The sequence below is a fragment of the Microbacterium paraoxydans genome (genome assembly GCF_020524545.1).
GTDB classification, from domain to species: Bacteria; Actinomycetota; Actinomycetes; order Actinomycetales; family Microbacteriaceae; genus Microbacterium; species Microbacterium paraoxydans_C.
In genome coordinates, this window is the sequence record NZ_JAIVLG010000004.1 from 230,931 (window position 1) to 254,381 (window position 23,451).

Below are 23,451 nucleotides of genomic sequence, written 5' to 3' on the forward strand. Positions count from 1 at the left end.
TCTCAGTCCGGCAGCAGGTCCATGCCAGCGGTGCGCCGCTGCGGTACCGTCGCGCTGGGCGCGTCGAACAGTCGCGTCCGACGTTCGGAGCCGTACGCAGGCCAGCCGGGGTCTCCGGAGCTCACGAAACCGATCCAGGCCGCGTTCATCTCGGCGGCGAGCTCGCGCGGCGCTGCGGGCCCGGCCAGTCGTCGCGCCTCCTCGTCGTCGAGCCTGTCGAACACGAAGCCGAGTTCGAGTGCGTGCGCAGCCCGCAGGTCTCGTACGGGACTGGGCCAGGCGAACTCGTAGACGTGCGTGCTCTCGGGCCGTGCGGACGCCACGCGGCTCAGCGGCGCCCGAAGCACCATGTCGGTGACGAGCTGCCCGAACACCTCTCCGGTGCTCGCTCCGGGGAACGCGGACCGGTACTCGGCCACCGCGCGGCGTGGGACGCGCGAGAGAAGTCGAGCGGCCTGCAGTTTGAGCTCGCTGATGCCCGCGAGGGCCTCGGGCGGGAACCACAATCGGTACTCGTCGGTGTTGCTGCCGATCAGGAGCGGCGTGTCGATCTCGCGCAGAACCTCGTGCGGGGAACGCGGAAGGCTGTCCGGGTCGATCGCGATCTGGAAGCCGGGCGCCCCGCCGAGAGGCGAGGAGCCTGCGGACTGCTCTCTCCTCGCGTCGAGCAGCTGCGCGGGCGAGAGCGCGGCGAACGAGCTTCTCTCGGCTCGGACGCCGAGGCGCTTCGCGAGCTGCGCGGTCACACGCCCTGCCTTCTTCGCCGGCTGCGCGTGGAGCGGTCCGGACTCGATGATCGCGCGCCTGATCAGAGCACGGGAGTCGTCTCGTGCGAGCAGCGCCGAGACGATCGCGCCACCGGCCGATTCCCCCATCGCAGTGATCTGCGACGGATCCCCGCCGAAGGCCGCGATTTCGCGGTGAACCCACTCCAACGCGGCAGCGGCGTCGCGCAGACCGAGATTGCGGGGAGCGCCGTCGAGGATCGAGAAGCCTTCGGACCCCAGACGGTAGTTGATCGAGACGAAGACGATACCCGCCCTGGCGAACACCGCCCCGTCGTAGAGCGGCAGTGCGGCCGTGCCCCGCTCGAGCGCGCCACCGTGGATCCACAGCAGGACCGGGGCATCGGAGGCCTCGGTCGGGGCCCAGACGTTCGCGGTCAGGATGTCGTCGCCGTCGAGGATCACCGAACCAAGGAGCTCGCCGATCGGGCCCGCGTAAGGCACCTGCGGAGCGGTCGGCCCGAAATCGGTCGCCTCCCGGACGCGGGACCAGGTGCCGATCGGCTGTGGCGCGCGGAATCGGTGCTCCCCGAACGGTGCCTGCGCGTACGGAATGCCGAGGTAGCGAGCGACCCCACCCTCCTCGGTGCCGCGGACGATGCCGCACGTCAGGGTGGCCTGGGGCGAGGTGGTCATGAGGGTCATCCTAGAGTCGTCCGCCTGCGGTACGGAGAACTCCGGGCTGCACGGGGTAGGATTGGCACTCTGAACGTCCGAGTGCCAGCGGAAGGGAAGGCGATGGTCACAGAGCGAGGACTCCAGGTTCTCCGCGCGATCGTGCAGGACTACGTCGAGACCCATGAACCCGTCGGTAGCCGGTCCATCGTGGATCGCCACTCCTTCGGTGTCTCCGCGGCGACGATCCGCAACGACATGGCGCTGCTCGAAGATGAAGAGCTCATCACCGCGCCGCACACGTCTTCGGGCAGGGTGCCCACCGACAAGGGCTATCGCGTCTTCGTGAACCATCTCGCGCAGCTACGGCCGCTCTCGTCGGCGCAGCGGTCCGCGATCGAGTCGTTCCTCGGCGAGCCGGCCGACCTCGACGACCTCATGGTGCGCACGGTGCGCGTGCTGACCCAGCTCACCGGCCAGGTCGCGCTCGCACAATACCCTTCGTTCGCCCGCGCACACGTCACGCATGTGGAGCTGGTCGCGCTGGCGCCGAATCGGCTCCTGATCGTCCTCGTGACCGACGCCGGCGGCGTGTCGCAGCGGGTGGCGCAGCTGCCCGAGGCGATCGACGAGGCCGACATGGCGGTGTTGCGCGCGCGCCTGTCCGCGCTGATCACCGGGCAGGGCATCGGCGAGGCATCCGATCGGCTCCAGGCGTTGCTCGCCGCGGATGAGGTGGCCAAAGACCGGGTGCTGCGCTCGATCGCCGGCGTCGTGATGGATGAACTCGGCGGCTTCCGGCAGGAGCGTCTGGTGATGGCCGGTGCGGCCACCCTCGCGCGCCGCGAACAGGACTTCCGTGGCAGCATCCATCCGCTCCTCGAAGCGATCGAGGAGCAGGTGACGCTGTTGCGACTGATGAGCGAGATGGTGACCGACGAGCACGGACTCGCAGCCAGCATCGGCACGGAGAACGCGCCGTTCGGCCTCGGCGAGGCATCGATCGTCGCGAGCAACTACGCCGCCCCCAGCGGCACGGCGCGCGTCGGCGTCATGGGGCCGACGCGCATGGACTACCCGAGCAACCTCGCCGCAGCACGGGCCGTGGCCCGCTACCTGTCGCGGATGCTCGACGAAGACGAGGCCGGCCGCTGACGCGGCTGCCGAGAGAACACACGCAGAAGGGCGATTGTGGCGGACCACTATGAGGTTCTCGGGGTATCCCGGGACGCTTCCACCGACGAGATCAAGAAGGCGTATCGACGTCTTGCGCGGCAGCTGCACCCGGATGTGAATCCCGGTGAAGATGCAGCCGAGCGCTTCAAGCTCGTCACCCACGCATACGACGTGCTCAGCGATGATGACTCGCGTCGCCGCTACGACATGGGCGGCGGAGACGGCGCTGCGGGCAACTTCGGCGGCTTCGGGGGCTTCGGAGACATCTTCGAGACCTTCTTCGGCGCATCTCAGGGCGGTGGGCGCGGCGCGCGTCCGCGTTCTCGGCGCGAGCGCGGACAGGACGCGCTGGTACGTGTGTCCCTCGATCTGGGCGATGTCGTGTTCGGAGCACATCGCGACATCGAGGTCGACACGGCCGTGCTGTGCGAGACCTGTCAGGGGTCGTGCTGCCAGGAAGGCACCTCGCCGGTCACGTGTGACATCTGCGGCGGTTCGGGGCACGTGCAGCGTCAGGTGCGGAGCCTCCTCGGCAACGTCGTGACCTCCCAGCCGTGCGGTAGTTGCGAGGGCTACGGCACCACCATCCCGCATCCGTGCGGAACCTGTGGCGGGCAGGGGCGCGTGCGCTCGCGCCGGACGGTCTCGCTCGACATCCCGGCCGGTGTCGAGACCGGACTCCGCCTTCAGCTTCCCGGTTCCGGGGAGGTCGGCAAGGCCGGCGGTCCGAACGGCGATCTGTACGTCGAGGTGACGGTCAACGCCCACCCGGCGTTCAGTCGGGACGGCGACGACCTGCTCGCAACGCTCGAGGTGTCCATGACAGACGCGATCCTCGGCACCGAGACCACGATCCAGGGACTGGACGGCGAAGTCGATCTGGAGCTCCGCGCCGGGGTGCAGTCCGGTGATGTGCTGACCATCAAGGGACGCGGCATCACGCCGCTCCGCGGCACGCAGCGCGGCGATCTGCGCGTGGGTGTGCAGGTACTCACCCCCACCAGGCTCGATTCCGCGCAGCGGGCTCTCATCGAGGACTTCGCCAAGAAGACCAAGGCCCCGGATCCGCAGCTCGCGCAGTTCCAGCAGGGACTCTTCTCGAAGCTTCGCGATCGTTTCCGCAGTCACTGATCATGGCGCTGCACTTCTTGGTCGAGTCGGCGTCGGACGCGGTCGCCGGTGACGTCGTCACCTTGACCGGGGCCGAGGCGAAACACGCAGCCGTCGTCCGTCGGCTCCGGGGCGGGGAGGAGGTCACCGTCGGCGACGGCGCAGGAGTGTGGCTGACCGGGGCAGCGGAGGAGGTGTCGCCGACACGCGTCGAGGTGCGGATCACCCGACGCTCGGAGCACCCGGCCCCCTCTCCGCGGATCATCCTGGCCCAGGCGCTGGCGAAAGGCGACCGGGACGAGCTCGCCGTGCAGGCCGCCTGTGAACTCGGAGTCGACGAGATCGTCCCCTGGCAGGCGGATCGCAGTGTCTCACGGTGGGAAGGGGCGAAGGCGGTGAAGGGTCGCGAGCGCTGGGCGACGATCGTCCGGGAAGCTGCCAAGCAATCCCACCGCGCATGGGTTCCGGAGGTCCTCGCCCCGGTGTCGACGGGACGACTCGCCGAACGCGCGAGCTCACAGCGTGTCCTCGTGCTCGACCCCACCGCCTCGGTGCGCCTGTCGGAGATCGAGGCCGATGGGCGTGATCTGATGCTGGTCGTCGGGCCGGAAGGCGGGATCTCGGGTGCGGAACTCGACCGGCTGACCGAAGCGGGTGCCGAGCGCGTGCTGCTCGGCGAGACGGTGCTGCGCACATCGACGGCGGGCCCGGCCGCGATCGCTGTGCTCTCGGTGGCCCTCGGCCGATGGTGACCTGCCGCGTCGACGCGGCAGGAGAGCACGCATGCCGCGATCAGTAGACTTGAGTGCATGACGGAACCCTCGATCTTCACGCGCATTCTGAACGGGGAGATCCCCGCAGAGATCCTCGGGGAGACGGATCGGGTCTTCGCGCTGCGGGACATCGCTCCGCAAGCCCCCGTGCACCTCCTCGTCGTGCCCAAGTCGGCCGACTACCGCGATGTCACCGAGCTTGCTGCCGGTGACCCCTCCCTGCTGGCCGAGATGGTCGCGTTCGCGAAGGAGCTGGCCGCACAGCACAGCGACGAGGGTGACTTCCGCCTCGTCTTCAACACCGGCGCCGGTGCCGGGCAGACCGTATTCCACGTCCACGCGCACGTGCTGGCCGGAGGATTGACCGAGAAGAGTGTCGGTGCCTGAGAACCACGAACCGCGAGAGCGCAGCCTGGGCGGACGGGCTCCCGAGTCGGTGGAGACGATCTATGCCGACGGCGTTGCGATGGTGCAGCTGCTCGGGCCCCAGGACCGTCTGCTGCGGATGCTCGAGAGGGAGCATCCGGACGTCCAGGTGCTCGTCCGGGGGAACGAGATCACCCTCAGCGGTGGCGCCGAAGCGGTCGGGAAGGCGAAGGCGCTGGTCGAGGAGCTTCTCGCGATGACCCGGGCCGGGCACGATCTGGCCCCGAGCGACGTCTCCAGTTCCGCTCGCATGCTGCGGCAGGAGGGCGGACCGCGTCCGAGCGAGGTGCTCGGCGAGGCCATCCTGACGACGCGCGGCAAGGTGATCCGTCCCAAGACCCTCGGCCAGAAGGAGTACGTCGACGCGATCGAGGAGAACACGATCGTCTTCGGCATCGGTCCCGCCGGAACGGGCAAGACCTATCTCGCTATGGCGAAGGCGGTGCAGGCGCTGCAGCGCAAGGAGGTCACCCGGATCATCCTCACCCGCCCCGCGGTCGAGGCGGGTGAGCGGCTCGGATTCCTCCCCGGCACACTCACCGACAAGATCGACCCCTACCTGCGGCCGTTGTACGACGCTCTCAACGAGATGATGGATCCGGAGATCGTCCCTCGCCTGATGGCGACGGGGACCATCGAGGTCGCCCCGCTCGCGTACATGCGCGGTCGTACACTGAACGACTCGTTCGTCGTGCTCGACGAGGCCCAGAACACCACGCCGGAGCAGATGAAGATGTTCCTCACCCGGCTCGGTTTCGGTACGCGGATGGTGGTCACGGGGGATATCACGCAGGTCGACCTTCCGCAGGGCTCGTCCGGCCTCCGACTCGTGACGCGTGTGCTCGACGGCATCGACGACATCCACTTCGCGCGGCTCACCAGCGCCGATGTCGTGCGGCACTCGCTGGTCGGTCGTATCGTCGATGCGTACAGCGAGTACGACGAGAAGCGCACCGCTCAGCGCTTCGAGCGCGAGCAGGCCGCCGAGTTCGCCAACAGGGCCGACCGCAGAGGAGCACAGCGCCCGGGACCGCGGGACCGCATGCCGAAACGAGGACTCTCATGATCGAGATCAACAACGAGTCGGCCATCGACGTCGACGAGACCGTGCTGCAGCGGCTCACGGACTACAACCTCGCGCAGCTTCACGTGAGCCCGGATGCCGAGGTCGCCATCGTCCTCGTCGACGAGGGGGCCATGGAAGCGCTCCACGTGCAGTGGATGGACGAGCCCGGTCCCACAGACGTTCTCAGCTTCCCGATGGACGAGCTGCGCCCCGGCTCCGAGGACCGTCCGACGGCCCCGGGACTGCTGGGCGACATCGTCCTGTGCCCGCAGGTGGCCGAGACACAGGCACAGGCAGCGAAGCACACCCTGATGGACGAGCTCATCCTGCTGACCACGCATGGACTGCTCCACCTTCTCGGATTCGACCACGCGGAGCCCGACGAGGAGCGTGAGATGTTCGGACTGCAGAAGGAACTGATCCAGGGCTTCGCCGCGGCCGAACGTCGACGATGACGGCCATCATCCTGCTCATCGGAGCCGTCCTCCTGGTCGCATTCGGTGGTCTCATGGCTGCGATCGATGCCGCGTACGGTGTCACCTCCCGCGTCGGTCTGGCCGACATGGCGGACGCGGGCCGCAAGGCGAACGCTCTGCGGCGCATCGCCGCCGATCTGGATGCGCACGTCAACGCCGTCGCCTTCATCCGTGTGCTGGCAGAGGTCACGGCGGCCGTCCTCGTCACCGTTGCGTTCACGATCCTCATCGACAACAACTGGTGGGCTATGCTCGCCGCTGCGGTGCTGATGACGGCGATCACGTTCGTGCTCGTCGGTGCGAGTCCGCGTTCTTTCGGGCGGCAGCACGCCGAAGGCATGATCCGTCGTACTGCTTCGATCGTGCGAGGTCTCCGCATCATCCTCGGCCCGCTCGCCCAGGCACTCGTCGTGCTGGGCAACAAGGTCACGCCGGGCACCGGCCGCAGCTCCTTCACCAGCGAGGATCAGCTGCTCAGCATGGTCGACGAGGCGGCTTCGAACGACCTCATCGAGGAAGACGATCGCGACCTCATCCACTCGGTGTTCGACTTCACCGATCAGTTCGTCCGCGCCGTGATGGTGCCCCGGACGGAGATGGTGACGGTCGACGCGACCGCGACCACCGACGAGGCGATGTCGATGTTCCTGAACCGCGGCGTCTCGAGGATGCCCGTCGTGGACGATGACGCGGATGACGTCGTCGGTGTGCTGTACCTCAAAGACCTCGTCCAGTTCGCGTATCGCGATGACACTGCCTGGCGGACCGCGTCGGTCCGGCCCATCGCCCGTCCGGCGGCTTTCGTGCCGGAGTCCATGCGCGCGGAGACGCTGCTGCAGCAGATGAAGCGCGACGCCGTGCACGTGTGCCTGGTGATCGACGAGCACGGGGGGATCTCCGGGCTCGTGACGCTCGAGGATCTGATCGAGGAGCTCGTGGGGGAGATCGCGGATGAGTACGATCAGGTATCCGCGGAGTTCGTCGATCTCGGTCACGGGCGATACCGGGTGAGTGCGCGTCTCTCGCTCGAAGACGTGGGCGACCTCTTCGGCCTCGAGCTCGAGGACGAGGACGTCGACTCGATCGGCGGATTGCTCGGCAAGGCGCTGGGACAGGTGCCCCAACCCGGCGCGACGGCGACAGTTGCAGGGCTGGTGCTGACCGGCGGAGCCTCGCGTGGTCGTGGACGCGGCATCGCGACCGTGTTCGTGGAACGCGCGGCGGGGGAACCTGTCGCCTCGGAGGATGAAGGAGAGCGAGACGATGACTGAGGAGACCCGCAGCGGATTCGTGACCTTCGTCGGTCGGCCGAACGTCGGAAAGTCGACGCTGACGAACGCTCTCGTCGGCGAGAAGATCGCGATCACGAGCGAGAAGCCTCAGACGACCCGACGCGCTATCCGCGGCATCGTCAATCGCCCGGAAGGGCAGCTCGTGATCGTCGACACCCCGGGGATCCACAAGCCGCGCACCCTGCTCGGCGAGCGGCTGAACGATCTCGTGGAACAGGTGCTCGGCGATGTGGATGTCATCGGATTCTGCGTCCCGGCGAATGAGAAGGTCGGCCCCGGGGATCGACGGATCGCGGCTTCTCTGGACGGCCACCCGCGGGCGAAGAAGGTCGCGATCGTGACGAAGACGGATGCCGCGGTCCGCGATGAGATCACCGCCAGACTGCTGGAGGTGGATGCGCTGCGCGAGGACTGGGCAGCGGTCATCCCCCTCTCCGCGCTCACCCGGGATCAGCTCGATGTGCTCTCCGACGAGATCCTCCTGCTGATGCCGAAGGGGCCGGCGTTGTACCCGGAAGGGATCACGACGGATGAGTCCGAGGAGGACCGTATCGCCGAGATGATCCGCGAGGCGGCGCTCGAAGGCGTGCGCGACGAGCTGCCGCACTCGATCGCCGTCGTCATCGATGACATCGCGCTGCGCGAGGGCACCGACCTCACCGACGTGCACGCCTCGATCGTGGTGGAGCGGGACAGCCAGAAGGCGATCATCATCGGACACAAGGGCAAGCGTCTGAGCGAGGTCGGGGCTCGTGCCCGCGCGGGCATCGAGGAGCTGCTCGGCACCCGTGTGTTCCTCGGCCTGCATGTCAAGGTCGCGAAGGAGTGGCAGCGCGACCCCAAGCAACTCGGCAGACTCGGCTTCTGACATGGGATCAGGTCACACGTCGATGGCGGCGGGATGCCCGCCGAGCCCGCCGACATGAGCGATCGCAGCGAAGACCCGAATCCGCTGCGAAACGAGGTCTTCACCCGAGTGTTCGACGAGCACTGGGCAGCTGTGCGGCACCACATCGAAGGGGTCGTCGCGGATGACGGAGAGGTCACCGAGATCGTCTCGGAGGTCTTCCTGAGTGCATGGACCCGGCTCCGGCCCGCTCATCCTCCGGGCCGGATCTGGTTGCTCCGCACAGCCGACCGGCGACTGCGCGCCCGTGCGGGACGGACGTCGACGCCGTACAGCGCGCTCGAAGCCGTGCACCAGGGGGTTTCCGGCGACGAAGAACAGCCTGGCCGCGAGAGTCGATTCGAAGTCATCCGCGCTTTGGGTGTTCTCACTCAGGCTCAACGGCGTATCATCATGCTCACGTACTGGGATGGACTCGCGGTGGGGGAGATCGCTGAGTTGTTGCGCCTCTCCGAGTTCCGCGTGCGGAAGAGGTTGACGCGAGCTCAGGATCGACTGCGTGCAGAGCTGGGCCTGGGAGGGGGTGATGTCGGGTGATGACGGAGAACGCCGTGCTCGAGCGCATGCTGACCGATGCGGATCCCGCCTCGACGCCCCGCGATGCGGTGCCCGACGCGCGGGCACGTGCGACTCGGGATCGCATCCTCCGCGCGGTCGAGGCTCCCAAGAAGCGCCGTCGCACACGCGCCTTCGCATGGGCAGGCGGTCTCACCACCGTCGCAGCCACCACTGCTCTGGCATTCGCCGTCCTCGCGCCGCAGGGCGCGGCCGTCGCAGGTACGCCGTCGCCTCTCGACTTCAGCGGCCCCACCACCGTCGCCCAGATCGTCGACGAGGCGGGCGTCGCCCTGGCGGATGCGACGGGGCCTTCGACTCCGTCGCGCACGGTCAGGGCGGCCTCCTGGGGATTCTCGGTCGAGGTCGACACGAAGACCACGACTGTCGTCCCCCAGCTGTCGACCCTCATGTGGGAGCCCGATGGCTCCGGCCGGATGACCATCATCGCGGGCGTCCCCTACGACCCGGCTGACGCGGTCGCCAGCAATGCCGCCGAGGTCACGAGCAGCGGCGAGGTGATCACCGATCTGGTGATGGGAGCGGGCGACTTCGAGACCCCGTGGCCCTCCGTTCCCGGAGAGACTGCGGACGACATGGTCGCGATGCTCCGCGCGTTCGGCATGCCGGAGGAGCCGTCGGCCTTCGACGTGGAGACGGCGATGACCACGGTCCTCGACCAGTGGACACTGACCGACGCGCAGCACGAGCAATTGCTCCTCCTCCTCGAGGAGGCGGGCGGCGGCGATGCCCTCGGGACGACGACCGATCGACTGGGACGCCCTGTGTCAGGCGTCCGGGTCATGTCTCCGGATGGGGCAGTGAGCGATCTGATCCTGGTGTCGCGCGAGACCGGTCGGATCGTCGGCGTCGAGCGCACGGTGCTGGAGGACGACGGGGTCTTCTCTGCGGGCGCCATCATCTCCTACCGGATGTGGGATCTCGATGAGGACACGGTCCGATGAAGCTCCGCACGGCTTTGGCGGCCGCCCTGTTCGGCGTCGTGGCGGTGTGGGGTGCTGCACCGGCGATGGCCTCCACGCCGGACGATCGCGAGGTTGATCCGCTGGTCGCGGCGGTACTCGACGAAGTGCCCGGTGGCGTGATCATCGACGCGACGCATGCGGAGTGGCCGGAGTTGCGCATGGCGTTGAGCGTGCCGTCGGCGTCGGGCGTGACGGCGCGCTCCGTCGGGAGCTGCGCGACCGGCAAGATCTGTGCCTACAACGGGTCGTCCCTGGGGGGAAGCTCGCTCACGTTCGGAGGCTGCGGAGCCAACGCGGTGCCGTCGAGCTTTTCCGTGAGGTCCGTGGCGAACGCGCGCAGCAGCGAAACCGTACAAGCACGCAACGCGGGCACTGTCCTGAAGACGGTGAGTCCCGGGAGCTGGGCGAACGTCTCCGGTACGGTGACCAACCTGCGCTGCGTCTTCTGAGCTCCTGCCGATGTCGTCTTCGAAGGCACCCCTCGTGGCCCAGCACTGGATCGCGACGTCGTGGGGTTCGCCCGAGGCATGGGAGTTCACCGACGTCGGCCTTCCGGCTCCCACGGCGGGTCAGGTGACGATCCGCGTGCGCGCCGCGGGGGTCAATCCGGCCGACGCGAAGCACGTCGGAGCCGCGCGGCCCGGCGCAACGCTTCCGGCCCCGATCGGCTACGAGGTGTCCGGGGAGATCATCGCGATCGGACCGGACACACGGATCGGTTCCGGAGCGGCGGCGGTGGGCGATGAGGTCGTCGCTTTCCGCGTGCGGGGCGGGTACGCGACGGCCCTCACGGTTCCCGCCGAGAAGGTGTTCGCGAAACCGTCGTCCCTCTCGCATCCGGAGGCCGCGAACCTGCTGCTCGTGGGCACCACGGCCGCCGAGATGCTCGCGGTCACCGGTGCGGCGCCGGGGGAGACCATCCTCCTCCACGGCGCCTCGGGCGCGGTCGGGGTGAGCGTCCTGCAGCAGGCCCGACTGCGGGGCATCCGTGTGATCGGCACGGCAAGCGAGAACCGCTTCGATGAGGTGAGCCGATTCGGCGGCGTGCCCGTCCGCTACGGCACGGGTCTCGCGGATCGCGTGACAGGGGTGGCGGCCGGCCCCATCGCGGCGGCACTCGATGCCGTCGGTACGGACGAGGCCGTGGACGTGTCGCTCGCTCTCGTCTCCACCCCTCGCCGCATCGTCACGATCGCGGCCGCCGGCCGCGCCGAGGCCGATGGCTTCCTCGCGATCGCGGGGTCCATGCCGGCCAGTGCCCGCTTCCGCGACGAGGTGCGGGGCGAACTCATCGCCCTGGCGCAGAACGGCGACCTCGTGGTGCCTCTCGCGCGGACCTTCCCGCTCGATGCTGCGCAGGAGGCCCACCGCCTCCTGGCGACGGGGCACCCCGGAGGCAAACTGGCTCTGATCCCGGAGATCAATCGGTCTCGCGAAGTGCGGAACTGACGACCACCACGTCTTCGCCGTACTCCGCATCCGCGGCTGCTTGGATCGTGCCGTCATCCCAGACGACCTGCACCCAGACATATCCGCGATGCGTCGCGACCGTGGTCACTTCCGCGCTGAGGCGCGCCTCGAGATCGTCCTGGATCGATGCGAGTTCTTCGTCCGAGGTCGTGCCGTCGACTCCTCCCGTCGGATCCTCCGGAGCGATCGAGTCGTACAGTGCGGCCATGATCGGCGGATCGGTCACGGTGAGTCGCTCGCCGTCGTAGGCGGCGTACACCGCATAGTCACCCCAGGTCGTCCCGTTGCTGCTCTCGCTGCCTTCGAGGCCGTCCCACGTCCACCCGTCCACCGGCACGCCGTCGCACTGCGGCGGGTAGGACTCCATGATCGCTCCGAGGCACAACTGCACGTCGCCGCCCGTATCCCGCACCATGCCCACTCCGATCACACGACCCTCTGGCGGTGCGGGGTGTGCTTCCTCCAGTCGCTGATCAGAGGGAACAGTCGTGCTCGTCGGTGCTGCAGCGGGTCCGGCGATGGATGCACAGCCGGCGACGAACAGGAGACCGACGGCGGGTGCCGCGGCGAGGGCGAGAGGACGTGGCGATGTGCTCATGTCAGAGGAGCGTCGCCCGGGTCCTGATCGTCTCGGATTCGTCGATTCGGATACGGGTTCCCTGCTAGCATGATCACATGCCTTTCGGCGGTCTGCTTCTTCTTAGCTGCCGCGACGAGTCCTAAAGCTAGGGCCTTCCTCGTCGCGGCGCTTGTGTTGGCCCGTTCATCTTGACGAAGAGAAGAAGCCCCATCATGCAGAACACTCAGCGCCCGTCCGCGATGCCGATCCACAAGTATCGGCCGTTCCACGAGCAGATCAACGTCCACCTGCCCGACCGCACCTGGCCTGACGCCCGCATCACCGAAGCGCCGCGCTGGTGCGCCGTCGACCTCCGCGACGGCAACCAGGCTCTGATCGACCCGATGTCGCCGGAGCGCAAGCGGGTCATGTTCGAGCTGCTCGTCAGCATGGGCTACAAGGAGATCGAGGTCGGATTCCCGTCGGCGAGCCAGACCGACTTCGACTTCGTCCGTCAGCTCATCGAAGAGAACCTGATTCCGGACGACGTGACCATCCAGGTGCTGACCCAGGCCCGCGAGCACCTCATCGAACGCACCTACGAGTCGATCGCCGGTGCGAAGCAGGCCATCGTGCACCTGTACAACTCCACGAGCGTGTTGCAGCGCGAGGTCGTGTTCCGCACCGACAAGCAGGGCATCATCGACATCGCCCTCGAAGGGGCACGACTGTGCCGGAAGTTCGAGAAGACGATCCCCGACACGAAGGTGTACTACGAATACTCTCCGGAGAGCTACACAGGCACCGAGCTCGAGTTCGCGGTCGACATCTGCAATCAGGTCATCGAGGTCTTCGAGCCGACGGCGGACCGCAAGGTGATCATCAACCTGCCGGCCACCGTCGAGATGGCCTCTCCGAATGTCTACGCCGATTCCATCGAGTGGATGAGCAGGCACCTGAACCACCGCGAGAACGTCATCCTCTCCCTGCACCCTCACAACGATCGCGGCACTGCGATCGCGGCCGCGGAGCTCGGCTACATGGCCGGCGCCGACCGCATCGAGGGATGCCTGTTCGGCAACGGCGAGCGCACGGGCAATGTCGACATCGTCGCTCTGGGCATCAACCTCTTCACGCAGGGCATCGACCCGCAGATCGACTTCAGTGACATCGATCAGGTCAAGCGCACGGTGGAATACTGCAACCAGCTCCCCGTGCCCGAGCGCAGCCCGTGGGCCGGGGACCTGGTCTTCACGGCCTTCAGCGGATCGCACCAGGACGCGATCAAGAAGGGCTTCGAGGCGATGGAAGCGCGGGCGACCGCCGAGGGCGTCACGGTCGACGAGATCGAGTGGGCCGTTCCCTACCTGCCGGTCGACCCGAAGGACCTCGGACGCTCGTATGAGGCGGTCATCCGGGTGAACTCGCAGTCCGGCAAGGGCGGAGTCGCCTACCTGCTGAAGTCCGACCACGCGATCGACCTGCCACGCAAGCTGCAGATCGAGTTCTCGGGGGTCGTGCAGGCCAAGACCGATGCCGAGGGCGGCGAAGTCACCTCCGACCAGATCTGGTCGATCTTCAACGACGAGTACCTGCCGGCCGACGACTCGACGGCCAAGTGGGGGCGCTTCGAGCTGCTCGCCACGCAGACCCGCAGCGACATGTCGGGCGACGTCGTGCTCGATGTCGTCCTGCGTGACGATGACGCACAGGTGGCCGTCTCCGGGAACGGCAACGGTCCTGTGGCCGCGTTCGTCGAGGTGTTGCGCGGCCAGGGATTCGACATCACGGTGTACGACTACGTCGAGCACGCTCTCAGCGCCGGAGGTGACGCGCAGGCCGCGGCCTACGTGGAGCTGCAGGTCGGCGACCAGCGGCTGTGGGGCGTCGGGATCGACGGTGACATCTCGACGGCGTCGCTCAAGGCGATCGTCTCGGGCGTGAATCGCTCGATCCGCACCCGGCAGCACGAACTCGCAGCGGTCTGATCGTCCATTCCTTCGTTCGAATCGCGTGAATGGTCCGATCTTGTGGCTTTTTGCGACCAATCACGCGATTCGAACGACGGAGGTCAGTCCTGCGGCTTCACGATCGCGATCGCACCCGTCTCCGCGGCGACCTTGCGGCGGTAGATGCGGCGCTGCTCCGGCAAGGAGACGTCGAACGTGACTGCGAGGACGCGGATCACGGCGGTGACCGCTATGCCGATGATCGCCGCGAGCGTGATCGGCATCCCCAGCGCGACGGCGATCACGATGAAAGTGCACCCCGCCCCCGCCGCGACCGCGTAGAGCGATCCGACGTGCATGATCGCGGTCGGCAGCCCCATCAGCATGTCGCGGAGCACGCTTCCGCCGACCGCGGCGCAGACCCCGATGAACACGGCCGGGACCTCGGGGATCCCGAACGCGAGAGCCTTGCTCGTCCCGAAAGCGCCGAACATCCCGATCACCACGGCGTCGAGGACCACGATCGCCGTGTTCAGGCGGGTGAAGAGGCCGGCGAGCAGCATCCCGAGGAGCGCGGCACCTCCCGCTGTGACGAGGTACCACTGGTTCTGGAGGGTCGCGGGTGTCTGTCCGAGCAGGATGTCGCGGATCAGACCGCCGCCCATCCCGATCATGATGCCGATGATGGCGACACCGAGCCAGTCGAGCCGTCGCTGGCCCTGGAACCCCGAAGCGAACATCGCACCCTGGACCCCGCCGAGGCCGACGCCGAGCAGGTCCGCCCACAGCGGAATGGTGAAGAGCGGTTCGGTCACGCGTCCATTCTCGCGCACGGAGGATAATCGAAAGGTGCCCACCTATCGAGATGAAGCGGTGATCCTGCGCACCCACAAGCTCGGTGAGGCGGATCGCATCGTGACGATGCTCTCGCGACGGCACGGCAAAGTCCGTGCGGTGGCCAAGGGAGTGCGTCGGACGTCGTCGAAGTTCGGCGCCAAACTCGAGCCGTTCATGGTGGCAGACGTGCAGCTCTACCAAGGGCGCTCACTCGATATCGTGCAGCAGGCCGAGTCGCTCGGATCCTACGGAACGGACATCGCCGCGCACTATGACCGCTTCACGGCGGCGAATGCCATGGTGGAAACTGCGGACCGGCTGAGCGATGCCGAAGCGACGTCCGACCAGTACCTGCTCCTGGTCGGCGGACTGCGTGCTCTGTCGCGCGGCGAGCACGGCGCGCGGAGCATCCTCGACTCCTATCTGCTCAGGGTGATGTCGTTGTCGGGGTGGGCGCCATCCCTCGACGAGTGCGCGCGCTGCGGTGTCCCGGGCCCGCACGGTCGGTTCGTCGCACAGCTGGGCGGAGTCGTGTGCGAGAACTGCGCCCCGGCGGGAAGCCCGCGCGTCGCAGAGCGGACGCTGGCGCTGATGCGCTCCCTCGTGACCGGGGAGTGGGACGTGATCGATGCCGCTTCGCACACCGACACAGCGGCAGCCTCCGGTCTCGTCTCCGCCTACGCCCAATGGCACCTGGAGCGCGGCATCCGCTCGCTCGCGCATGTGTCCGACATCCCCTCCGAAGGAGCACGGTGACTCCCAAGCCGTACACGCACAAAGACGCTGTTCCGTATCGTCCCCTGGACTGGACCGGTGTGCATCCCCCCGCTTTCGCCGCTGTGCCCGAGCACGTGGCGATCGTGATGGACGGCAACGGTCGCTGGGCGAACCGTCGCGGGCTCAATCGCATCGAAGGCCATAAGGCGGGCGAGGAAGTGCTCCTCGACGTGGTGGCCGGCGCGATCCAGGCCGGTGTGAAACACCTGTCCGTGTACGCCTTCTCGACCGAGAACTGGGCGCGTTCTCCCGAAGAGGTCCGCTTCCTCATGGGGTACAACCGCGACGTGCTGCACCGACGGCGTGATCAGTTGAACGAGTGGGGCGTGCGCGTCCGGTGGGCGGGGCGCAAGCCGCGGCTCTGGGGAAGCGTCATCAAGGAGCTGCAGTACGCCGAACAGCTGACCCGCGGCAACGACGTCCTCACCCTCACGATGTGCGTGAACTACGGGGGAAGAGTGGAGCTCGTCGACGCGATGCGGGCGATCGCCGAAGACGTCGCCGCCGGGCGGGTGAAGCCGAGGGCGATCAACGAGAAGATGATCCGCCGCAACCTCTACGTGCCCGACATGCCGGACGTCGACCTGTTCCTGCGCAGCTCCGGCGAGCAGCGCACCTCGAACTTCCTCCTGTGGGAGTCGGCGTACGCCGAGATGGTGTTCCTCGACACGCTCTGGCCGGACTTCTCGCGGGAGGAGCTGTGGCGGGCGATCGGCATCTATCTGGCGCGTGACCGCCGCTTCGGGGGCGCGATCGACACCCCCGACGCCTCTGCGTGAGCGCGCAGCCACCGCTCCGTCTCCCGCGAATCCCGCCAATCCCGCAATGAGTCTCTGCCGGGGCGTGGAGGCAGTCTGCACGAATCCCCGGTTTCGTCCGACACGCCAGATGTCGGACACGGACTGAAGAACGGTCCGACATCTGGTGTGTCAGTCGGTCGGAAGCGTCATGCAATGGTTGGGCGCACGACAGGTCGGCTTCTCTGCCTTCCATGCCGCGTGCGGGTGCGGGTGCGGGTGCGGGTACGGGCGCGGGTGATGCTGCATGCATCGTTCACCTTTGCCGTCCGAAACGCCAGATGTCGGACAGTGTCGCTCGGATCATCCGACATGTGGCGTGTCGCCGGTCCCCACTGCAGCGGAATAGCTCACAGGTGCGTGCGGTTGGATGAAAGTGTGACTGAACCCATCTCCATCGACATCTGGTCCGACATCGCCTGCCCCTGGTGCTACATCGGCAAGCGCAACCTCGAGAAGGGTCTCGAAGCCGTCGCGGGCGATGCGGATGCGCCGCAGGTCGCCATCACCTTCCACTCTTTCGAACTCTCACCCGACACACCCGTTGACTTCGACGGGGATGAGATCGACTTCCTCGCCGGCCACAAGGGCATGCCCCGTGACCAGGTCGAGCAGATGCTGGCGAACGTGACCGGCGTGGCCGCCGACGCGGGGCTCCAGTACCGGTTCGATCTGCTGCAGCACACCAACACGGTGAAGGCGCACGAGCTGCTCCATTTCGCGAAGGCCGAGGGGCTGCAGCACGAGATGGAGGAGCGGCTCATGTCCGCCTACTTCACCGAGGGCAAGCATGTCGGTCGCATCGACGACCTCGTCGAACTCGCGGTCGAGGTCGGCCTGGACGCCGACCGCGCCCGTGCGGCTCTCGTGAGCGAGCAGTACCTTCCGGCGGTGCGCCAGGATCAGGCTCAGGCACGCGCCTATGGGATCCAGGGGGTCCCGTTCTTCGTCGTCGACGGCCAGTACGGCATCAGCGGTGCGCAGCCGCCGGCCGCGTTCGAGAACGTGCTGCGGGATCTCTGGGCGAAGCGCGGGGAGACCGAGCCGGAGGCCGCCGCGGTCTAGCGGGGGAGCGCCGCTTCGATCGCGCTGACGATCTCGGGGGCGTCCGGCTTCTGCTTCGGACAGAAGCGCAGGACGTCCCCGTCCGGCAGCACGAGGAACTTCTCGAAGTTCCACTCCACCCGGCCGGCCTTCCCGCCGGCATCGGGCGTCTCCTTGAGCGCCTTATAGAGTTCGGCGGCGTTCTTGCCGTTCACTTTGACCTTGTCGGTGACCGGGAAGCTGACGCCGTATGTCGTCGAGCAGAACTCGAGGATCTCGTCGACCGAGCCCGGCTCCTGACCGAAGAACTGGTTGCAGGGGAATCCGACCACGGTGAACCCGCGATCACCGTAGAGACGCTGCAATTCCTCGAGCTGTTCGTACTGCGGCGTGAGGCCACACTTGGACGCGACGTTCACCACCAGCACCACATCGGCACCGAGATCGTCGAGCGTCTTCTGCTCGCCCTTCGCGTCGGTGAACGGGATCGAGCGCAGCGAGGTTTCGGTCATATCCACAGCTTAGATCGCCGCATCCCTCCCGGCTCCGCGTCTGGGAGAATAGAGAGGACATGACTCTCGCCACCACTGCCCGCCCCCTTCGCATCGGTCCGATCGATCTCGACGTGCCGGTCGTCCTCGCACCCATGGCGGGGATCACCAACACCGCTTTCCGACGTCTGTGCCGTGAGTACGGAGCCGGACTCTATGTGAGCGAGATGATCACCTCGCGTGCGCTCGTCGAACGCAACGAGACGACGATGCGACTGATCAGGCACCACGAGTCCGAGACCCCGCGCTCGATCCAGCTCTACGGCGTCGACCCGAAGACCATCGCGGAAGCGGTGCGGATCATCGTCGCCGAAGACCACGCGGATCACATCGACCTCAACTTCGGGTGTCCGGTGCCGAAGGTCACCCGTCGCGGCGGGGGAGCAGCACTGCCGTGGAAGTCGAAGCTGTTCGCCGACATCGTCGACCAGGCCGTCAAAGCGGCCGGGGAAGTGCCGCTCACGGTCAAGATGCGAAAGGGTATCGACAAGGATCACCTGACGTTCCTCGATGCCGGTCGTGCGGCTGAAGACGCGGGCGCGGCCGCGGTCGCGCTGCACGCGCGTACTGCGGGGGAGTTCTACTCCGGGCACGCCGACTGGAACGCCATCGGTGAGCTGAAGCAGGCCATCACCAGCATCCCGGTACTGGGCAACGGCGATATCTGGTCTGCCGACGACGCCGTGCGCATGATGGCCCAGACCGACTGCGACGGCGTCGTGGTCGGACGTGGTTGTCTCGGACGTCCGTGGCTGTTCGGTGAACTCGCCACCGCGTTCGGGGGCGAGGGAAAGACCGTCGATGCGACGCTGGGCTTCGTCGCCAACGCCTTCCGCCGACATGCCGAGCTGCTCGTGGAGTTCTTCGAGGATGAAGACCGCGGCTGCCGGGACGTGCGCAAGCACGTGTCGTGGTATTTCAAGGGATATCCGGTCGGCGGTGACATCCGGACGGGGCTGGCCACCGCCTCCAGCCTCGCAGAGATCGACGAGCTGCTCAGCCGTCTCGATCACACGGCGCCGTACCCGGGTGCCGACGCGGAGGGCCAGCGCGGGCGGGCCGGACACCCCAAGCGCACGGCGCTGCCGGAGAAGTGGTTGGAGTCACGCGAGCTCGCGTCCTCTGCCTCGGAGATGATGCGTGGAGCGGAGATCGAGAACAGTGGCGGCTGACTCCCCGGTCGGACTTCGCGCCGACGGCTACGACGCGCGAGATGCCGAGCGCTTCTTCGCAGAGACCCATCGATCCGAGCGCAACGACTTCGCCAGAGACCGCGCTCGTGTGCTGCACTCCGCAGCGTTGCGCCGTCTCGCGGCCAAGACACAGGTGTTGAGCCCCGCGAGCACGGCGGACTTCGCGCGCAACAGACTGACCCACTCCCTCGAAGTGGCCCAAGTCGGGCGGGAGCTCGCGGTGGCACTCGGCGTCTCGGCGGATGTCGTCGATACGGCGTGCCTCAGTCATGATCTGGGACACCCGCCGTTCGGTCACAACGGCGAACGGGCACTCAACGAGTGGGCTGAGCACATCGGCGGCTTCGAAGGAAACGCGCAGTCGCTGCGCATCCTCACCCGGCTCGAGGCGAAGGTCCTCGACGACGATGATCGCTCGGTCGGACTGAACCTGACCCGTGCCAGCCTCGACGCGACGTGCAAGTATCCGTGGACGGTGGACAGCCCCGTGCCTGACCCCGGCGGGCGTCTGAAGTTCGGCGTGTACCCCGACGACGAGGCTGTCTTCCGCTGGATGCGGGAAGGGGCGCCCGGTCGGCTGCGGTGCATCGAGGCCGAGATCATGGACCTCTCGGACGACATCGCCTACTCGGTGCATGATTTCGAGGATGCGATCGTCAACGGCTATGTCGACGTCGCACAGCTTGCCGATCCGCGCCAGCACGACGCCCTCGTCGGACGCATCCAGCAATGGGTGGGGTACGACTTCACGCGTGACGAGCTCGCCGATGCGCTGTACCGTCTGGCCTCGCAGCCGATGTGGCTCTCGTCGTTCGACCGCTCTCGCCAGGCTCTCGCCCGTCTCAAGAACCTCACGAGCGACCTGATCGGCCGATTCGCCCGCGCGTCGGTCTCCGCCACCACAGACGCCTACGGCTCGACCGCGCTCGTGCGTTACAACGCACATGTGATCGTGCCGCGCGTGGTCGAGGTCGAGATCGCCGTGTTGAAGGGGATCATGGGCCAGGCGATCGTGACGATCGAAGCGCGAAAGGGCGTCTACAAGGAGCAGCGGCGGGTGCTGAAGCGTCTCGCCGACGCGCTCTGGTCGACGGATGCGCTGTGGTCCGCCGGTTCCGATGTGCTCGAGCCGGCGTTCGCTGCGGACTTCGTGGCGGCCGAGGACGATGCCCAGCGCGCGCGCGTCGTGGTCGATCAGATCGCCAGTCTCACCGATCAGAGTGCGATCGATTGGCACAATCGCCTGGTCGGGGAGATCGATCCGGCCGAGGTCGGGATCTGGACTCCCCGTCACGTACGACCTGGTGCGCGCGCACACGCTGAACGGCAGCCCGTCGCCGAAGGGGCGCACTGATGCCGCGTATCCGACAGGCCGACGTGGACGAGGTCAAGGCGCGCACGAACATCGCTGACATCGTCGGCGAGCGGGTCGCCCTCAAGTCGGCGGGTGTGGGATCGCTCAAGGGACTGTGCCCGTTCCATGACGAGAAGAGCCCCAGCTTTCACGTGCGGCAGCAGGTGGGCTACTACCACTGCTTCGGCTGCGGAGAGTCTGGAGATGTGTACTCGTTCCTGCGGGAGATGGATCACATCAGCTTCACCGAGGCCGTCGAACGCCTGGCCGGACGCATCGGGTACACCCTGCACTACGAAGATGGGGGAGCGGCGCCGGAGACGAGCGGTCGGAGCCGTCTCTACGCCGCGAACACGGCGGCCGCGGAGTTCTTCCGTGCGCAGCTGCTGTCCCCGGACGCGGAGGCCGGCCGGCGCTTCCTGGGGGAACGCGGATTCGATGCGGGTGCCGCCGCGCACTTCGGAGTGGGCTTCGCGCCGCGCGGGTGGGATGGGCTGCTCAAGGCCCTCACGGCGCAGGGCTTCACCCGCGAGGAGCTCAGCACGGCTGGCCTCGTCTCGACCGGACAGCGTGGGGTCTACGACAGGTTCCGTGGGCGGCTGGTGTGGCCCATCCGCGACGTCTCCGGTCAGACGATCGGCTTCGGAGCGCGCAAGCTCTTCGACGACGACAACGGGCCGAAGTACCTGAACACCCCGGAGACGCCGATCTACAAGAAGGCTCAGGTTCTCTACGGGCTCGATCTCGCCAAGCGCGACATCGCACGGGGCGATCCTCGACGCGTCGTGGTGGTCGAAGGGTACACCGACGTGATGGCGTGTCACCTGGCCGGTCTCACGACCGCCATCGCGACCTGCGGCACGGCGTTCGGCACCGAGCACATCAAAGTGCTGCGCCGCGTGATGGGCGATGACAATGCGTCGGGCGAGGTCGTGTTCACGTTCGACGGCGATGAGGCCGGTCAGAAGGCGGCTCTGCGCGCGTTCACCGAGGACGACCGGTTCAACGCGCAGACGTTCGTGGCGGTCGCCCCCGATGGTCTCGATCCGTGCGACCTGCGACTCCAGCGGGGCGATGCCGCCGTGCGCGGGTTGATGGACAAGAAGCAGCCGATGTTCGAGTTCGCGATTGATCGCAAGCTGGCCGGCTTCGATCTCGGCACGGTCGAGGGACGCGTCGGCGCTCTGCGGGCCGCGGCACCGATCGTGGCGGAGATCCGCGATCGGTTGCTGCGGCCGGGGTACGAGCGGGTGCTGGCGCGTCGGCTCGGGATGGACCCGACCGAGGTCCGGAGTGAGGTCGAGCGTGCGGCGCGCGGCGCGTCGTCGCCTCCGCAGGCGCGCCGGGAGGCCCCGCAGCAGGTCGATGCGGATTCGGGGGTCTCCGTGATCGCGCCGGTCACGCTCGCCAGCCTTCCGCGCAGTCCCGACGTCGCCGTCGAGCGCGACGCCCTGATGGGGGCCCTGCAGTATGGGCATCAGGTCGACCAGGCGCTGCTGGGCAGGGCCTTGGCGGTGCCGTTTCGCACTCCGGGGCTGGACGCGGTGCGCGAAGCCGTGGTGGGCGCCCCGGACCGGACGAGAGCCGGCTGGGTGACCGAGGCGGTGAATGCCGTGCGTGAGCCGTACCGCTCGCTCGCCGGCGAACTGCTGATGACGCCCTTCCCCGCACGCGACGAGGAGCGGGCCGTCGCCACCGTTTCGGACCTGGCGCGCCGGCTCGTGCTGCGCCAGCTCGAATCCGAGAAACAGGAACTCCTCGGCGCTGTGCAGCGCGTACCTGCGGACTCCGACGGCGGTCGTGCCCTCCGCATGCGTCTGCGCGACATCGACGCCGAGCGTCAGCGCTTCGCCGAGTCGTAACCCCGGACGACTTCGCGCACCAGGCAGGATGGAGACATGTCCCGCAGGCCCGAACCCACGAACGCGATCGATTGCTCCGATCTGGTGATCGACCGGATCGGCCACGGCATGCCGACCCGAGCGGTGGACGGCGTCACGTTCTCGCTCGCCCCCGGAGAGCTCATCTGCGTCGCGGGGCCGACAGGATCCGGGAAGTCGACACTGGTGGCCGCTCTCGCCGGGTCCACCGATCCCTCGGTGAAGGTCGTCGGGGGCAGTGCGCAGGTGTGCGGGGTGGACGTCCGCCGCCCCGGACGCAAGCATCGGATCCTCACCTACCGCGCCGGGTTCGTCCCGCAGGGGGCGGGCGCTGATCTTCCTCCGCGGCTCACGGTCAACGAGGTGATCGCCGAGCCGATCCTCATCCGCGAGCGGCGGGTCAATACCAAGGCGCTGTCGATCCGCGTCGCCACACTGCTGGACGAACTCCATCTCCCGCTCGGGACGGCGGCGAAGTTCCCCTACGAGCTCAGCGCCGGCATGCGCCAGCGCGTGGCGATCGCCCGATCGTTCGTCCTGGAGCCGAAGGTGCTCATCGCCGATGAGGTGCTCGCGAACCTCGACCTCGAGGTTCGTCCGGTGGTCTTCGACGCGATCACCCGCCGCCGCAAGGAACAGTCGATGGCGGCTCTGCTCGTCACGAACGATGCCGACTTCATCCGCGAACTGAACGCCGAGACGCTCATGCTCCGTGCCGGTCACGTCGTCGCCCGCGGCGTCGGCAGGGACCTGCTCTGGGTGCCGAACGCGGAGTCGGATTCGCGGCACTGACGCCGACACGCCCGGCATCCGCGAAGGGGGCCCCGGTGTCATGAAGTTCCTCGGGAGTTTGCTAAGCTTGTCGAGTTGCCC

24 protein-coding genes are annotated in these 23,451 nt (G+C 67.6%); 20 read left to right on the forward strand and 4 right to left on the reverse strand.

Features of this window, described 5'->3' with window-relative positions; all coding sequences use genetic code 11:
• Positions 1 to 2 precede the first annotated feature (2 nt).
• The gene (locus LC041_RS10215) at positions 3 to 1,421 is read right to left on the reverse strand and encodes a carboxylesterase/lipase family protein (RefSeq protein WP_226532994.1); all 1,419 of its coding nucleotides are present in this window, start codon (positions 1,419 to 1,421) and stop codon (positions 3 to 5) included.
• A gap of 102 nt (positions 1,422 to 1,523) precedes the next feature.
• Between LC041_RS10215 and hrcA the strand changes: the two genes are divergently transcribed.
• The 12 genes from hrcA to LC041_RS10275 all read left to right on the forward strand — a co-directional run bounded on the left by hrcA (position 1,524) and on the right by LC041_RS10275 (position 11,616).
• Entirely contained in the window at positions 1,524 to 2,555 is a 1,032-nt protein-coding gene (gene hrcA / locus LC041_RS10220; protein ID WP_226532995.1) for a heat-inducible transcriptional repressor HrcA, read from the forward strand.
• A 36-nt stretch (positions 2,556 to 2,591) separates the two neighbouring features.
• The gene (gene dnaJ, locus LC041_RS10225) at positions 2,592 to 3,707 is read left to right on the forward strand and encodes a molecular chaperone DnaJ (protein WP_226532996.1); all 1,116 of its coding nucleotides are present in this window, start codon (positions 2,592 to 2,594) and stop codon (positions 3,705 to 3,707) included.
• A 2-nt stretch (positions 3,708 to 3,709) separates the two neighbouring features.
• Positions 3,710 to 4,438 (forward strand): 16S rRNA (uracil(1498)-N(3))-methyltransferase, encoded by a 729-nt coding sequence (locus LC041_RS10230; protein WP_226532997.1) that lies wholly within the window; start codon positions 3,710 to 3,712, stop codon positions 4,436 to 4,438.
• Between the two features lie 57 nt (positions 4,439 to 4,495).
• Complete coding sequence (locus LC041_RS10235; RefSeq protein ID WP_226532998.1) at positions 4,496 to 4,846, forward strand: histidine triad nucleotide-binding protein; 351 nt, start codon at positions 4,496 to 4,498, stop codon at positions 4,844 to 4,846.
• Positions 4,847 to 4,925: 79 nt separating this feature from the next.
• Positions 4,926 to 5,951 (forward strand): PhoH family protein, encoded by a 1,026-nt coding sequence (locus LC041_RS10240; RefSeq protein ID WP_226533301.1) that lies wholly within the window; start codon positions 4,926 to 4,928, stop codon positions 5,949 to 5,951.
• Positions 5,948 to 6,406, forward strand: coding sequence for an rRNA maturation RNase YbeY (ybeY, locus tag LC041_RS10245; protein WP_226532999.1), 459 nt, complete (start codon positions 5,948 to 5,950; stop codon positions 6,404 to 6,406). The genes LC041_RS10240 and ybeY overlap by 4 nt, the downstream gene beginning before the upstream one ends.
• A complete protein-coding gene (locus tag LC041_RS10250) occupies positions 6,403 to 7,698 on the forward strand; it encodes a hemolysin family protein (protein WP_226533000.1) in 1,296 nt (431 codons plus the stop codon). The genes ybeY and LC041_RS10250 overlap by 4 nt, the downstream gene beginning before the upstream one ends.
• Positions 7,673 to 8,587, forward strand: a complete 915-nt coding sequence (gene era, locus LC041_RS10255; RefSeq protein WP_374197664.1) for a GTPase Era — start codon at positions 7,673 to 7,675, stop codon at positions 8,585 to 8,587. Before LC041_RS10250 ends, era begins: the two co-directional genes overlap by 26 nt.
• 33 nt (positions 8,588 to 8,620) lie before the next feature.
• Positions 8,621 to 9,163, forward strand: a complete 543-nt coding sequence (locus LC041_RS10260; RefSeq protein ID WP_226533002.1) for an RNA polymerase sigma factor — start codon at positions 8,621 to 8,623, stop codon at positions 9,161 to 9,163.
• Positions 9,163 to 10,146, forward strand: coding sequence for a hypothetical protein (locus LC041_RS10265; RefSeq protein WP_226533003.1), 984 nt, complete (start codon positions 9,163 to 9,165; stop codon positions 10,144 to 10,146). The genes LC041_RS10260 and LC041_RS10265 overlap by 1 nt, the downstream gene beginning before the upstream one ends.
• Positions 10,143 to 10,616: a hypothetical protein gene (locus tag LC041_RS10270; RefSeq protein WP_226533004.1), complete on the forward strand. Its 474-nt coding sequence runs from the start codon at positions 10,143 to 10,145 to the stop codon at positions 10,614 to 10,616. Before LC041_RS10265 ends, LC041_RS10270 begins: the two co-directional genes overlap by 4 nt.
• A 10-nt stretch (positions 10,617 to 10,626) precedes the next feature.
• Positions 10,627 to 11,616 (forward strand): NADP-dependent oxidoreductase, encoded by a 990-nt coding sequence (locus LC041_RS10275; RefSeq protein WP_226533005.1) that lies wholly within the window; start codon positions 10,627 to 10,629, stop codon positions 11,614 to 11,616.
• Here LC041_RS10275 and LC041_RS10280 read toward each other — a convergent pair.
• Positions 11,588 to 12,235 carry a hypothetical protein gene (locus LC041_RS10280; protein WP_226533006.1) on the reverse strand — a complete coding sequence of 216 codons (648 nt, stop codon included), beginning with the start codon at positions 12,233 to 12,235 and terminating at the stop codon, positions 11,588 to 11,590. The two genes, LC041_RS10275 and LC041_RS10280, sit on opposite strands and share 29 nt — an antisense overlap.
• 194 nt (positions 12,236 to 12,429) lie before the next feature.
• On the opposite strand from LC041_RS10280, the gene leuA reads away from it, so the two are divergent.
• Entirely contained in the window at positions 12,430 to 14,184 is a 1,755-nt protein-coding gene (leuA, locus tag LC041_RS10285) for a 2-isopropylmalate synthase (protein WP_226533007.1), read from the forward strand.
• An 83-nt stretch (positions 14,185 to 14,267) separates the two neighbouring features.
• On the opposite strand, the gene LC041_RS10290 is transcribed toward leuA, so the two are convergent.
• On the reverse strand, positions 14,268 to 14,960 hold the full coding sequence (locus tag LC041_RS10290; RefSeq protein WP_226533008.1) for a trimeric intracellular cation channel family protein: 693 nt from the start codon (positions 14,958 to 14,960) through the stop codon (positions 14,268 to 14,270).
• Positions 14,961 to 14,994: 34 nt separating this feature from the next.
• On the opposite strand from LC041_RS10290, the gene recO reads away from it, so the two are divergent.
• From recO to LC041_RS10305, 3 genes are all read left to right on the forward strand, one after another.
• Entirely contained in the window at positions 14,995 to 15,738 is a 744-nt protein-coding gene (recO, locus tag LC041_RS10295; protein ID WP_226533009.1) for a DNA repair protein RecO, read from the forward strand.
• On the forward strand, positions 15,735 to 16,538 hold the full coding sequence (locus tag LC041_RS10300) for an isoprenyl transferase (protein ID WP_226533010.1): 804 nt from the start codon (positions 15,735 to 15,737) through the stop codon (positions 16,536 to 16,538). Before recO ends, LC041_RS10300 begins: the two co-directional genes overlap by 4 nt.
• 396 nt (positions 16,539 to 16,934) lie before the next feature.
• Positions 16,935 to 17,621, forward strand: coding sequence for a DsbA family oxidoreductase (locus tag LC041_RS10305; RefSeq protein ID WP_226533011.1), 687 nt, complete (start codon positions 16,935 to 16,937; stop codon positions 17,619 to 17,621).
• Here LC041_RS10305 and LC041_RS10310 read toward each other — a convergent pair.
• On the reverse strand, positions 17,618 to 18,112 hold the full coding sequence (locus tag LC041_RS10310) for a glutathione peroxidase (protein WP_226533012.1): 495 nt from the start codon (positions 18,110 to 18,112) through the stop codon (positions 17,618 to 17,620). The genes LC041_RS10305 and LC041_RS10310 overlap by 4 nt on opposite strands.
• A gap of 59 nt (positions 18,113 to 18,171) precedes the next feature.
• Between LC041_RS10310 and dusB the strand changes: the two genes are divergently transcribed.
• Genes dusB through LC041_RS10330 form a run of 4 tightly spaced genes read left to right on the forward strand, consistent with a single transcriptional unit; the run spans position 18,172 to position 23,370 of the window.
• On the forward strand, positions 18,172 to 19,323 hold the full coding sequence (gene dusB, locus LC041_RS10315; protein ID WP_226533013.1) for a tRNA dihydrouridine synthase DusB: 1,152 nt from the start codon (positions 18,172 to 18,174) through the stop codon (positions 19,321 to 19,323).
• Positions 19,313 to 20,698: a deoxyguanosinetriphosphate triphosphohydrolase gene (locus tag LC041_RS10320; RefSeq protein WP_226533014.1), complete on the forward strand. Its 1,386-nt coding sequence runs from the start codon at positions 19,313 to 19,315 to the stop codon at positions 20,696 to 20,698. The genes dusB and LC041_RS10320 overlap by 11 nt, the downstream gene beginning before the upstream one ends.
• Complete coding sequence (gene dnaG / locus LC041_RS10325) at positions 20,698 to 22,560, forward strand: DNA primase (protein WP_226533015.1); 1,863 nt, start codon at positions 20,698 to 20,700, stop codon at positions 22,558 to 22,560. The genes LC041_RS10320 and dnaG overlap by 1 nt, the downstream gene beginning before the upstream one ends.
• Positions 22,561 to 22,596: 36 nt before the next feature.
• Positions 22,597 to 23,370, forward strand: coding sequence for an ATP-binding cassette domain-containing protein (locus LC041_RS10330; protein ID WP_226533016.1), 774 nt, complete (start codon positions 22,597 to 22,599; stop codon positions 23,368 to 23,370).
• The last annotated feature ends 81 nt before the right edge of the window (positions 23,371 to 23,451 follow it).

Bases quoted from the DNA above. Each gene is read 5' to 3' on its own strand.
- LC041_RS10235 (WP_226532998.1), top strand. From the start codon at position 4,496: ATGACGGAACCCTCGATCTTCACGCGCATTCTGAACGGGGAGATCCCC.
- leuA (WP_226533007.1), top strand. From the start codon at position 12,430: ATGCAGAACACTCAGCGCCCGTCCGCGATGCCGATCCACAAGTATCGG.
- LC041_RS10240 (WP_226533301.1), top strand. From the start codon at position 4,926: ATGGTGCAGCTGCTCGGGCCCCAGGACCGTCTGCTGCGGATGCTCGAG.
- LC041_RS10280 (WP_226533006.1), bottom strand. From the start codon at position 12,235: ATGAGCACATCGCCACGTCCTCTCGCCCTCGCCGCGGCACCCGCCGTC.
- ybeY (WP_226532999.1), top strand. From the start codon at position 5,948: ATGATCGAGATCAACAACGAGTCGGCCATCGACGTCGACGAGACCGTG.
- era (WP_374197664.1), top strand. From the start codon at position 7,673: ATGAAGGAGAGCGAGACGATGACTGAGGAGACCCGCAGCGGATTCGTG.
- LC041_RS10270 (WP_226533004.1), top strand. From the start codon at position 10,143: ATGAAGCTCCGCACGGCTTTGGCGGCCGCCCTGTTCGGCGTCGTGGCG.
- LC041_RS10250 (WP_226533000.1), top strand. From the start codon at position 6,403: ATGACGGCCATCATCCTGCTCATCGGAGCCGTCCTCCTGGTCGCATTC.
- LC041_RS10215 (WP_226532994.1), bottom strand. From the start codon at position 1,421: ATGACCACCTCGCCCCAGGCCACCCTGACGTGCGGCATCGTCCGCGGC.
- dnaG (WP_226533015.1), top strand. From the start codon at position 20,698: ATGCCGCGTATCCGACAGGCCGACGTGGACGAGGTCAAGGCGCGCACG.
- LC041_RS10330 (WP_226533016.1), top strand. From the start codon at position 22,597: ATGTCCCGCAGGCCCGAACCCACGAACGCGATCGATTGCTCCGATCTG.
- LC041_RS10260 (WP_226533002.1), top strand. From the start codon at position 8,621: ATGCCCGCCGAGCCCGCCGACATGAGCGATCGCAGCGAAGACCCGAAT.
- LC041_RS10230 (WP_226532997.1), top strand. From the start codon at position 3,710: ATGGCGCTGCACTTCTTGGTCGAGTCGGCGTCGGACGCGGTCGCCGGT.
- LC041_RS10265 (WP_226533003.1), top strand. From the start codon at position 9,163: ATGACGGAGAACGCCGTGCTCGAGCGCATGCTGACCGATGCGGATCCC.
- LC041_RS10310 (WP_226533012.1), bottom strand. From the start codon at position 18,112: ATGACCGAAACCTCGCTGCGCTCGATCCCGTTCACCGACGCGAAGGGC.
- LC041_RS10275 (WP_226533005.1), top strand. From the start codon at position 10,627: ATGTCGTCTTCGAAGGCACCCCTCGTGGCCCAGCACTGGATCGCGACG.
- dusB (WP_226533013.1), top strand. From the start codon at position 18,172: ATGACTCTCGCCACCACTGCCCGCCCCCTTCGCATCGGTCCGATCGAT.
- hrcA (WP_226532995.1), top strand. From the start codon at position 1,524: ATGGTCACAGAGCGAGGACTCCAGGTTCTCCGCGCGATCGTGCAGGAC.